Source organism: Brevibacillus sp. FW301-21C12A (assembly GCF_058788915.1).
This window is the reverse complement of record NZ_JBYTBG010000035.1, coordinates 12,561-23,549: the sequence shown is the minus strand read 5'-3', so window position 1 is coordinate 23,549 and position 10,989 is coordinate 12,561. Positions and strand designations below refer to the sequence as shown.

At 57.8% G+C, this 10,989-nt stretch carries 9 protein-coding genes and 1 riboswitch; of the genes, 8 read left to right on the top strand and 1 reads right to left on the bottom strand.

Going from position 1 to position 10,989, the window contains the following annotated elements; translation table 11 throughout:
* Nucleotides 1–12: 12 nt before the first annotated feature.
* Nucleotides 13–384, bottom strand: coding sequence for a Na-translocating system protein MpsC family protein (locus AC3WQH_RS19005; protein ID WP_005832223.1), 372 nt, complete (start codon nucleotides 382–384; stop codon nucleotides 13–15).
* A 277-nt stretch (nucleotides 385–661) separates the two neighbouring features.
* A riboswitch (cyclic di-AMP (ydaO/yuaA leader) is annotated at nucleotides 662–805 on the top strand.
* 621 nt (nucleotides 806–1,426) lie between these two features.
* Between AC3WQH_RS19005 and AC3WQH_RS19000 the strand changes: the two genes are divergently transcribed.
* From AC3WQH_RS19000 to AC3WQH_RS18965, 8 genes are read left to right on the top strand one after another with little or no spacing between them, the layout of a single operon-like run.
* Nucleotides 1,427–1,483 carry a potassium-transporting ATPase subunit F gene (locus AC3WQH_RS19000; RefSeq protein WP_353505650.1) on the top strand — a complete coding sequence of 19 codons (57 nt, stop codon included), beginning with the start codon at nucleotides 1,427–1,429 and terminating at the stop codon, nucleotides 1,481–1,483.
* A gap of 50 nt (nucleotides 1,484–1,533) precedes the next feature.
* Nucleotides 1,534–3,207: a potassium-transporting ATPase subunit KdpA gene (gene kdpA / locus AC3WQH_RS18995; RefSeq protein ID WP_492332206.1), complete on the top strand. Its 1,674-nt coding sequence runs from the start codon at nucleotides 1,534–1,536 to the stop codon at nucleotides 3,205–3,207.
* A gap of 27 nt (nucleotides 3,208–3,234) precedes the next feature.
* Nucleotides 3,235–5,274 (top strand): potassium-transporting ATPase subunit KdpB, encoded by a 2,040-nt coding sequence (gene kdpB, locus AC3WQH_RS18990; protein ID WP_492332205.1) that lies wholly within the window; start codon nucleotides 3,235–3,237, stop codon nucleotides 5,272–5,274.
* Between the two features lie 34 nt (nucleotides 5,275–5,308).
* Nucleotides 5,309–5,869 (top strand): potassium-transporting ATPase subunit KdpC, encoded by a 561-nt coding sequence (gene kdpC, locus AC3WQH_RS18985; RefSeq protein ID WP_483072363.1) that lies wholly within the window; start codon nucleotides 5,309–5,311, stop codon nucleotides 5,867–5,869.
* 16 nt (nucleotides 5,870–5,885) lie between these two features.
* Nucleotides 5,886–8,213, top strand: coding sequence for a histidine kinase (locus AC3WQH_RS18980; RefSeq protein WP_492332204.1), 2,328 nt, complete (start codon nucleotides 5,886–5,888; stop codon nucleotides 8,211–8,213).
* A 12-nt stretch (nucleotides 8,214–8,225) separates the two neighbouring features.
* The gene (locus tag AC3WQH_RS18975; RefSeq protein WP_327990891.1) at nucleotides 8,226–9,005 is read left to right on the top strand and encodes a hypothetical protein; all 780 of its coding nucleotides are present in this window, start codon (nucleotides 8,226–8,228) and stop codon (nucleotides 9,003–9,005) included.
* Nucleotides 8,995–9,909 carry an arginase family protein gene (locus tag AC3WQH_RS18970; protein ID WP_007782587.1) on the top strand — a complete coding sequence of 305 codons (915 nt, stop codon included), beginning with the start codon at nucleotides 8,995–8,997 and terminating at the stop codon, nucleotides 9,907–9,909. Before AC3WQH_RS18975 ends, AC3WQH_RS18970 begins: the two co-directional genes overlap by 11 nt.
* A 35-nt stretch (nucleotides 9,910–9,944) precedes the next feature.
* Nucleotides 9,945–10,904, top strand: coding sequence for a sporulation protein (locus tag AC3WQH_RS18965; protein ID WP_005832237.1), 960 nt, complete (start codon nucleotides 9,945–9,947; stop codon nucleotides 10,902–10,904).
* Nucleotides 10,905–10,989: the final 85 nt, after the last annotated feature.

The window sequence follows — 10,989 nt, the reverse complement described above, 5'->3', positions numbered from 1 at the left end:
TTGTTTATCCGGTTACGAGCCAAGCTGTTTTTCCAAATCTTTATCCAGGACGTAAACCTCGATCCGCTCGCCCATCTTCGTGCTGATGTCGCTGTGGCTGGACAGCACTTTGCACCCGGTCAGCTTCTCGACGATTTGTTCCGATTCCTCGCTGTACATTTCGCGCAAAATCTCGCGCATTTCCTTGACGATCCGCCTGCCTTTTTCGTGGCTGGACAGATGCTTTTCCTCGACGGTGAGGACGCCTTTGAAGCGAGCGATCACCATGTCAGAGACGATATATGTCTTGGCCTCCTGCGGCCCCCGTCCGATCAGGTCGCGTTGAAATTTGATAAAGGCTTCGCTGATTTCGGCCTCCAGCTTCTTTTTGATCGAGATGGCCAAACGAGATTCCTCCCAAGATTGCTTCGTTGAGCTTAATCTTACTGAGACGGACGGAAGCCTGTCAACAAAGCAAAACTTTGGATCGACAAGGCGGAGAGCGAGCCGGATGATTTTTCGCGAAAATAGGAGAGAACGGATGAAATATAGCGCGCGGCTGAGGCTTGATGCAGCTAAAGCGCTTACATCGATAAAGAATGCGCAAAGCGTGCCAAAAAGCGAAAAACAAGACATTAACAACCGATTATGCCAGACGTATAATGAGACTCGTAACCAACAATTGCAAATCTGGCCTAATCCCGAGGCACTCGGGAACGGAGGACCCAATCTTCTGGGGTTAATTCCACGGTTTCGTGGAAGGGATGAGAGACTCTTTCGCCATCCTACCCGTCAGCTAACTTCGTCGGCTAAAGCGAGGGAGGTCAAAAGACCGCCTGTTTGAGGAGGCCTTTTTTGTTGTCCGTCGGGACGGCGAGAAGGACTTGCTCGAAACGTAATCCGCAGGTCTTTTCGTTTTGCCCAAAAAAAGCATACGCTGTTTTTTTGAAAAAGGAAACGGGAGACAAAACGCAAAGAAGGCAAATCAAGTCGGCTGGGCGTTAGGTAGACCAATGAGTACTTTTTCTCCGAAGTAGCGATCGTTTTTCATTTTCATGCCGCTGGATGCGGGCGGGGTTTGCCCGTCTGTCCATCTCTGCCGGCCTGTCGTGACGATCTGCGTGTCGGGGAATGGGTAAGCATTGGTCTATTTTTTTACCCGATTGGCAGGTTTTTTCAGGCGAGAAAGCTTGTTCCAAAAGGGGGAGCGAAAGAGGCGATCCGGTTCGATTTTGTTCGTGGGCAGGCGGAGGCAGGGGCCAGAAAAAGAGGATGGCGCGAAAGAAACGACAGGCAGCAGATGAAAAAAGGAGGGGCTTCGAATGGACTTGGTTTCGATATTGCTCTTGGGGCTTGCATTCAGTGCGTTTTTTGCACTCATCCAGTTTTGTGACGCCGTGGTGAGAGAGCAGGGAGGGAAGGGGAAATGATCGTGTTGCTGCTGATTGTGGCTGGACTCTCCCTCTATTTGGGTCACGCATTGCTCTACCCGGAAAAGTATTAGGCGAAAAGGTCGAACGATTCATTTCATAGAGGAAGTAGGAGGAATTGTCCGTGGACTTTATACAAATCTCGCTCGTTTTGGCGGTGCTGCTCGTACTGGCTGTTCCGACGGGGCGCTATCTGGCGCGAGCCTTTTCGCTGGAAGAGACTCGATTGGACCGTCTGTTTGGCGGGGTGGAAAAAGGGATTTACAGGCTGTCGGGGATTCGCGCCGCAGACATGACCTGGAAACAGTACGCGGGAGCGGTTTTGGTCAGCAATCTCGCGATGGGTGCCATTGCCTATGTGCTTTTGCGGCTGCAAGGGGTGCTGCCGGGCAATCCGGGCGGGGTAGCGGCTATGGACCCGTTGCTTTCGTTCAATACGGCTGTGAGCTTTTTGACCAATACCAATCTGCAGCACTACAGCGGGGAAAGCGGTCTGTCCTACCTGTCACAGATGACGGTGATTATGTACCTGATGTTTACGACTCCTGCCACGGGGATTGCCGTCGTCATGGCGTTCATGCGCGGGCTGACCGGGCAGCGCAGCATCGGCAACTTTTACGTGGACCTGGTGCGGGCGCATACGCGGCTGTTGCTTCCGCTGGCGGTGGTGGTGACGCTGCTCCTGGTGGCGCAAGGCGTGCCGCAGACGCTGGAACCGACGGCGACAGCGACGACACTGAGCGGCGCCGAGCAGCAAATTGCGCGCGGCCCGGTCGCTTCGTTGGTAGCGATCAAGCATCTGGGCACGAACGGCGGCGGGTTCTTCGGGGTCAACTCCGCGCATCCGTTTGAAAATCCGACGCCGTTGACAAACGTGATGGAAATTCTCGCGATGTTCCTGATTCCGGCGGCCTTGCCGTTTACGTTTGGCTTCCTGGCGAAAAACCGCAAGCAGGGCTGGATGATCTTCGGCGCAATGGGCCTGATGTTTCTGGCATTTTTGACGCTCGCCTACACAAGCGAGGCCAACGGCAACCCGGCGCTGGAGCGGGCTGGCTTGTCGCAGGCGATGGGCAGCATGGAAGGAAAAGAAGTGCGCTTCGGCATCGCGCAAAGCGCCCTGTATACAGCGGTGACGACGGCAGCTACGACAGGGGCGGTCAACAACATGCACGATACATTGACCCCGCTGGGCGGCCTCGTGCCGCTTGGGGAAATGATGCTGAACTGCGTGTTCGGCGGAGATGGCGTCGGGACGGTCAACATCTTGATGTACGCGATTTTGGCTGTGTTTATCGCAGGCTTGATGGTTGGCCGCACACCGGAATTTCTCGGGCGAAAAATCGAAGGCCAAGAGATGAAGCTGATCGCGATTGCGATTCTCGTTCATCCGTTGATTGTTTTGGCGCCGACGGCAGTTGCGCTCGCGACAGACATGGGCACAGCAGGCATCTCCAATCCCGGCTTCCACGGCGTGTCCCAGGTGCTTTACGAGTTTGCTTCTTCGGCAGCCAACAACGGCTCCGGCTTTGAGGGGCTTAGCGACAATACCCCGTTCTGGAATGTTTCTACGGGCCTGGTCATGCTGTTTGGCCGCTACGTCTCCATAATCGTGATGCTGGCGGTAACGGGTTCCTTGCTCGCGAAAACGCCTGTGCCGGAGACGATGGGCACTTTGCGCACGGACAACAGCGTATTTCTGGTGATGTTGCTGGCAACGGTTGTGATCGTGGGGGCGTTGACGTTTTTGCCCGTGCTCGCTCTCGGTCCGGTTGCCGAGTGGCTGACCATCCGCTAATACAGAGAAGACGAAGGAGATATTCCCATGAGCAAAACGCGCACGACTGCGCTTCCCAAAGATTTGTACCAGCGGGCCTTTGTCGAGTCCGTGAAAAAGCTGGACCCGCGGGTCATGCTGAAAAATCCGGTCATGTTTGTCGTCGAAGTCGGATTTTTCCTGACGCTGCTGTTGACGATTTTTCCCGACCTGTTCGGCGGGGCATCGGATCGGCTCTACAACGGCGTCGTCAGCCTGATTTTGTTCGTGACCATCCTGTTTGCCAACTTCGCGGAAGCATTGGCGGAAGGGCGCGGCAAAGCACAGGCCGAGAGTCTGAAAAAAACGAAGCAGGACACGAAAGCGAGAAGGCTCGCCAAAGACGGCACGATTCAGATTGTCAGCGCCACAGAGCTGCGGAAGGGAGATCTGGTGTTGGTGGAGGCAGGCGAGTTGATTCCTGCTGACGGCGAAATCGTGGCGGGCATCGCTTCCGTCGATGAATCAGCGATTACGGGTGAATCGGCTCCCGTGATGAAGGAGGCGGGCGGCGACTTCAACTCGGTTACAGGCGGGACGCGTGTTGTGAGTGATAGCATTCGCGTTCGGGTGACGGCTGATCCCGGCGAGTCGTTCCTCGATCGGATGATTTCGCTGGTCGAAGGGGCAAAACGGCAGAAGACACCCAACGAAATGGCGCTGCATACGTTGCTGGTCAGCCTGACGCTGATTTTCCTGATCGTCTGCACGACGTTGCAGCCGATTGCCAGCTACGTGAATGCGGCGCTTCCCGTCGCTACCCTGGTCGCTTTGCTGGTGTGCCTGATTCCGACCACAATAGGCGGCCTGCTGTCGGCCATCGGGATTGCCGGCATGGACCGGGTCACGCAGTTCAACGTCATTGCGATGTCCGGAAAAGCGGTCGAGGCGTCAGGCGACATCAATACGATCATCTTGGACAAAACCGGGACGATTACGTACGGAAACCGCATGGCAGCAGAGTTTGTCCCGGTAGGTGCAGGTACGGCCGCGGAGCTGAACCGGGCGGCAGCGCAAAGCTCGGTACACGATGAAACACCGGAAGGCCGCTCGATCGTGGAGCTGGCGAAAAAGCAGGGGCTGTCAGCAAGCGAGCTGGAGCTGCCGGGGTCTCTGGGGGTGGAATTCCGGGCGGAGACGCGCATGAGCGGCACCAATCTGGCAAACGGCGTGCTCATCCGCAAAGGCGCTGTCGATGCGATCAAAGCATACGTGAGGGAGCAGGGCGGGGAGATCCCTGCCGATCTGGACGAAAAGACAAGCCGGATCGCAACCGCAGGCGGAACGCCGCTGGCAGTGGCGGAGGGCAACGTGATTCTCGGGTTGATTTACTTGAAGGATACGGTGAAGCCGGGTATGCGCGAACGTTTTGAAGAGTTGAGACGGATGGGGATTCGCACCGTGATGTGCACGGGCGATAACCCGCTGACGGCAGCGACGATTGCCCGCGAAGCAGGCGTCGACGACTTTGTGGCGGAAGCGAAGCCGGAGGACAAGATCGCACTGATCCGCAAAGAACAGGCAGAAGGTAAACTGGTCGCCATGACAGGCGACGGAACGAATGACGCGCCTGCGCTCGCCCAGGCGGATGTCGGACTGGCGATGAACAGCGGAACCGCCGCGGCGAAGGAAGCGGCGAACATGGTCGATCTCGACTCCGACCCGACGAAAATTATCGAAGTCGTGGCGATCGGCAAGCAGCTTTTGATGACGCGCGGCGCCTTGACGACGTTCAGTATCGCAAACGACGTGGCGAAATACTTTGCGATCATTCCGGCGATGTTCATGCTGGCGATCCCGCAGATGAACGCCCTCAACATCATGGGGCTGGCTACGCCGCAAAGCGCCATTTTGTCCGCGCTGATTTTCAACGCGCTCATCATCCCGCTTCTGATTCCGCTGGCGATCAAAGGCGTGAAGTACACGCCGATGAGCGCGTCGAAGCTGCTCAGCCGCAATCTCGTCATCTATGGGGGAGGCGGCATCCTCGTCCCGTTTGGGGGCATCAAGCTGATCGACCTGCTGCTCGTCGGACTGAACCTTGTGTAAACCCATTGAAAAAAGAAAGCAAAGGTGAATCTGTATGGTCTGGAAAAATCTCCGCTTGTCTCTCGTGTTGCTGCTCATTTGCGGCCTGGCCTACCCGCTGGCGATGACGGCAATCGCGCAGGTCGTCATGCCAGCCAAGGCGAACGGCAGCCTGATTGCCGATGCGAACGGCACCGTGATCGGCTCCGAGCTGATCGGGCAAACCTTCACCGATCCGAAGTATTTCTGGGGCCGCATTTCTTCCATCGACAACAATGCGGCAGGCTCCGGCTCGAACAACTATGCGCCGTCCCATCCAGCCTTGATCGAGCGCGTGCAAAAAGACATCGCCGCTTTTCTGGCAGCCAACCCCGGCGTCAGGCAGGAAGACATTCCAGCCGACCTGCTGACTAACTCCGGTTCCGGTCTGGATCCGCATATCTCGCCGCAGGCGGCTGCCATTCAGGTGCAGCGCGTCGCGAAAGCGCGCCAACTCGACCCGGCGAAGGTGCAGGTGTTGGTTGCGGAGCATACGGAGGGAAGAAGCATGGGCGTGTTCGGAGAGCCGCGGGTGAACGTGCTGAAGCTGAATGTGGCTCTGGACCAATGGAAGTAGACAGGAGGGCTGCAAGATGGTCGAGCAGTTTCGCCGAAAGTCCCCGGAGGAAATTTTGCAGTCCATCTCCAACATGCACCGGGGCAGGCTCAAAATCATTTTGGGGGCCGTGAGCGGTTCGGGCAAGACGTACCATTTGCTGATGGAAGGGCAGAGCCTGCGGAAAAAAGGGATTGATGTCGTGATCGCCGCTACCGGAGGGGACGCCTCGCCAAAGCTCGCCCAGATGCGGGAAGGGCTGGAGCAAATTCCCCCTCTCGTCTGGTTTTCGCAGGGCGAGACGCGGCACGATCTCGATGTGCCGCGTATTTTGGAGCGCGATCCCGAGGTCGTGCTGGTCGACGGGCTGGCCCATCGCAATCGTCCCGATGCGCCGCGTCCGACGCGCCTCGATGACGTCCGCTATTTGCTCGACCATCAGATCAGCGTGATGGCGACCGTCAATATTTACGAGCTGGCGGGCATGAAGGAGCTGGCGGAGCGGTTGACCCGGACGCAGGTGCAGATCGACCAATGTGTACCGGAAGACACGCTGTCGCTCGCAGATGAGGTGAAGCTGTTGGATGTGACCCCGGAAGCGATTCTGAAACGGCTTCAGGAGGACGGAGCGGCCACCCGTAGCAACCATCCGCTGTTTCGCAGGGACAATCTGCACGTGCTGCGGGAGCTGGCTCTGCGCTTCGTCGCCACAGGCGTGAATGAAGATTTGGAGGACTACCGCGAGAAGCACGGCATGGTCGGCGCTTCTGGGGCGACGGAGCGAATCCTCGTCTCGGCCCAGTATCATTGGAACGGCTCGATTCTGGTCCGGCGCGGACAACAGGTTGCCAAACGACTCGGCGGAGAACTTTTGGTCGTCTGTTTTCGCCCGTTGCATAAAAAGCTGACCAAGGAGGAAGCGACTTTTCGCAGAGCGATCGTCAAGCTCGTCGATAAAGTGGGCGGGACGTTTGCGGAAGCGCCGTTGCAGCGGGAAACGGAAGTGGCGAGCGAGCTGGTCGCCTACGCGATGGCCCGCAATGTGACCCGCATCGTCATGGGGCAGTCCAAACGAACGCGCTGGGAAGAAATCTGGCGCGGCTCGATTGTCCATAAAATTCTCAGGCAGACCAAAAACATTGATATTTTGATCGTGGCCGACCGCTCGGAGCGCAACGGGGAGCGGGTTTTGCCAGCCAGGCGAAAAGCTGCGGAAGCCGCCAACCCGTACCGCCGTCTGTCGCAGGCAGAGCTGGAGCAACAGATCGGGAAAATCAGGCGCGGCACATTGAAGATGTACGTCGGAGCAGCTCCTGGCGTCGGCAAGACGTACACGATGCTGCGCGAAGGAAACGAGTTGGCCAAAAGCGGCATTGATGTGGTGATCGGGCTGTTGGAAACCCACGGGCGAAAAGAAACCAGCGAGCAGATCGGCGCCCTTCCCCTGATTCCGCGCAAACGCATCCCCTACAAAAACGTGACGCTGGAAGAGATGGACACGGACGAGATTATCCGGCGCAATCCGGAGGTCGTGCTGGTGGATGAGCTGGCTCATACCAACGCACCAGGCAGCGAGCGCGAAAAAAGGTACCAGGATGTGGAAACGCTTCTTGCGGCAGGCATCTCGGTGATTGCCACGATGAACATTCAACACCTGGAGAGCTTGAATGACAGCGTGGAGCAAATCACGGGCATCCGCGTGCGGGAGACAGTTCCCGATCATATTTTGCACCAGGTGGACGAAGTGGAGCTGATCGACATTTCTCCCAAGGCGCTGCGGCAGCGGATGCGTGAGGGCAACATTTACGCGCGGGAAAAGGTGGAGCAGGCGCTGGCGAATTTTTTTCGGACGGGAAACCTGATTGCCTTGCGGGAGCTGGCCTTGCGCGAGGTGGCGGACGATGTCGACGAACGGCTCGAAGCGTGGGAGCGGCGAACGCTGCGCGGTCCTTGGCGGCAGCGGGAGGTCATTTTTGTCTGCGTCAATCTGCGGGCGGACAGCGAGCGATTGATTCGCAGAGGCTTCCGTATCGCCTATCGGCTAAAAGCTGTCTGGCACGTGGCGTATGTTCAGGATCACGAGCCGCTGACGGAAGAGGAAGCGGGGCAACTGGCCAAGCTGCGCGGCCTGACCGAGCGGCTGGGGGGTCGCTTCGAGCAATACAAGGCAGCGGGGCGGCGCAAAGTTTTTACCCAGCTCATCTTCCACATGAACGAAAATGGCACGACACAGGTCATCATCGGGCAATCGGCGCGGACGAGGTGGAAGGAAATCTGCGAAGGCTCGGTCGTTCAGCGGTTGCTGCGGGAGGCGCGGCACATGGATGTGTTGGTCGTAGCCGATCAGGCATCTGACAAGAGCTAGAGGAGGGGTAGCATGGGCACAGAAAAAGCAGGACGCTGGGCGAAAAGGCTCCGGGACGCCTACAGCCGTTTGGAGTGCCTGACCGAAGCGTGCGCCCGGCAGGGGCAGGAGGACGAGCGCCAGAGGAGGGCAGAAGCCTTGCTGTTTTTGACGCTTGTGCGGATTTATGTGGAGGAAGAGGAAATTCGTGTTCGGCAAAAGCTCAAGCGCAAGTCGTCCCAACGCATCTCGCGGGTCATGCATGAGCGGGTCGGGGAGTTTTTGGCGGGGCGACTTGCCGGATTGTCTTTTCAGGTGATGGACGGTCTGCTGTTTCTTTGGAGCGAGGACCAGTTGGTCGCGGCGCTCAAGTGCATTCCCGATCTGGGCAGCTACGACACTCCTTCCTGGAACGCTACCCTGGCCCGTTTTGCCAAGCAGTATCAGAAGCGTTACAAGCTTTCGCCCGACAAGCTGCTGTTTGTGGTCTGCTCGCTCGCCAAAAGCCTGGATGCCGCGCACGCCAAGGAATTGACCGGAATCGAAGTCCGCTGCGGGACGGCGCTGACCGCTCCGCGCTATCAGGAGGCGCTGCAAACGTATGTCAGCAAATGCGTGGCAGCGATGGACGCGATTCCGGCTCCGTTTCAGCAAGTGTATTTTTTGAGTCCGGGCGTCCATCCGAATGCGTTTGCCTGCCACCTGCTGCGAGGCGAGCGCGCCCTCATGCCGGACGGCTGGCTTGCGCCTTCCGTCAGCGAGCTTGTGCAATATATTCAGTCCAGGCTGTGCTATACTGGTGATGATTCCTAGTTCACAAGCAATGGAGGGACTGTCTATTAACGTAAAAGTGGCTGGTATTCCGCATTTCACGGGAGCGTACGTCTCCGGCACGGAGCTTTCCCCGGATGCGCTACGCAAAGCAGGACTCATCGGGCAATTGCAGCAAGCAGGTCTTGGCGTCGAGGACATCGGGAATGTGCGGCTCCCTGATTACTTGCCCCGTCACAATATTCCGCCAGTTCGCAACTGGCCAGCTCCGCGCATGCTGTGGGACTTGCTGGGCAAAGAGGCGCAGAACTGGTTTGCGTCTGACGAGTTTGTGCTGATGCTGGGCGGAGACTGCGGCCTGATTGTGGGCACGGCTTTGGCTCACCAGGCGCGACATAAAGAAAAGGCGTTTTTGCTGGTCATCGACGGCCATCTCGACGCCGTAGTTCCCTCGGCTTCGCGGTGCATTGGCGCGGCAGGGATGGGCTTGTGGTTTTTGCTCCAGGATCAGGGACAGTGGATCGAGCGCAGCGGCTGGGAGGCAGAGCGAATCCGGCTCGTGGGCTGTCAGCAGCAGCCTGCCGAAGCATACGGGATCGACGTGACGACGTTGGAGCAACTGCAAAAGGACGGCGTGGTTGGTTCCATCGCCCGCATCTTGCAGGCGATTCCGTCCGATGCCCGGATTCTCGTTCATTTTGATGTGGATGTCATGCACAAGGAAGCGATGGCAGCCGCCTATGCGCCAAGCGAGACGGGGCTGTCTTTGCAGGAAGCGGAAGCCTTGCTCGCCGCAGCGCTCGGTGACGAGCGTGTCGTCGCCATGGAAGTGACGGAGTTTTCCGCGCTGCGGGATACGACCGGGGAGCAGGCCGCCAGACTGGTGCAATTGCTCGCTCGCGCATTAGCCACTCGCGTTAAAGGCTCTTTTTCTGCTACACTATAAATATAAGTAATTGCTTATATATGGAGGAGAAGCCGATGTTCAAAAAGCTGATGGCAAAATTCGGTGTAGGAGCGGCAACGGTTGATCTCAAGCTGGACGCCCCTGGCTACCGACTGGGAGAGACGATGACCGGTGTCGTGCGAATCGAGGGCGGCAACGTGGAGCAGCGCATTTCCGAGCTGAGCGCAGTCCTGCTGATGAGAGTGAATTTGCGCGGGCAGGAAGTGACCAAGCAGGTGCAGGTGTACCCGATCAGCCGCAACTTTACGGTACAGCCAAAGCCGTTCGTGCAGGAGATTCCGTTTTCGTTTGAGATGCCGCATGGACTGGCTGTGTCGACGCCAGCGATCCAGTACGCGCTGCAAACCAAGCTCGATGTGGAAATGGCCCTCGACCCGACCGATTTTGACCGCGTCGAGATTTTGCCGCCCGAGCCAGTGGAGCGCGTACTCTGTGCGTTTGACCGCCTGAACTTGCGCCAAAAGCCAGACTCCGGCAAGCTGACGCCGTACGGGCAAGAGTTCTCCTTTTTCCCGGCTGCCAACCTGGGCATTCCGCTCAATGAGCTGGAAGTGGTCTTTTTCACCGCGCCAGACGAGCTGCGCATGCTGGTAGAGCTGGACCTGGCTACAGGCTTTTTGCGCCGCGAGAAGGAGTACAAGGCCGAAATCGTGGTTCCGCAGCAATTGCTCGCAGACGGACAAGAGGAAGAGCTGTCCCGTTATCTGATCGAAAAAATTCGCGAATACGCGAACAATCCGCAAGCGATTCCGTACGTGTCGCTCGCTTCCTACCAACAGGGGCATTACGGACACGGCCACCACGGACATCGCGGCAGCGGCATGGGCGGCATGATCGGGGGCATGGCAGCCGGGTTCTTGGGCGGCATGCTGCTTAGCGAGCTGATGTCGCCGGATGAGGAAATGGCCTCAGAGGATGGCGGCGAGGGCGAAGAGATGGATTTTGACTTTGGCGGATTTGACGAGGAACTGTAAAAGGCATTTCGCATACACATACAGGAAAGAAAGCCATTGCTTGCTGGATGACGGCAGGCGATGGCTTTTGTTTGTGTAGGAATGC

What these genes read in the sequence shown, in the direction of transcription:
- AC3WQH_RS18975 (WP_327990891.1), top strand. Translation starts at nt 8,226, where the DNA reads ATGGGCACAGAAAAAGCAGGACGCTGGGCGAAAAGGCTCCGGGACGCC.
- AC3WQH_RS18980 (WP_492332204.1), top strand. Translation starts at nt 5,886, where the DNA reads ATGGTCGAGCAGTTTCGCCGAAAGTCCCCGGAGGAAATTTTGCAGTCC.
- kdpC (WP_483072363.1), top strand. Translation starts at nt 5,309, where the DNA reads ATGGTCTGGAAAAATCTCCGCTTGTCTCTCGTGTTGCTGCTCATTTGC.
- kdpB (WP_492332205.1), top strand. Translation starts at nt 3,235, where the DNA reads ATGAGCAAAACGCGCACGACTGCGCTTCCCAAAGATTTGTACCAGCGG.
- AC3WQH_RS18965 (WP_005832237.1), top strand. Translation starts at nt 9,945, where the DNA reads ATGTTCAAAAAGCTGATGGCAAAATTCGGTGTAGGAGCGGCAACGGTT.
- AC3WQH_RS18970 (WP_007782587.1), top strand. Translation starts at nt 8,995, where the DNA reads ATGATTCCTAGTTCACAAGCAATGGAGGGACTGTCTATTAACGTAAAA.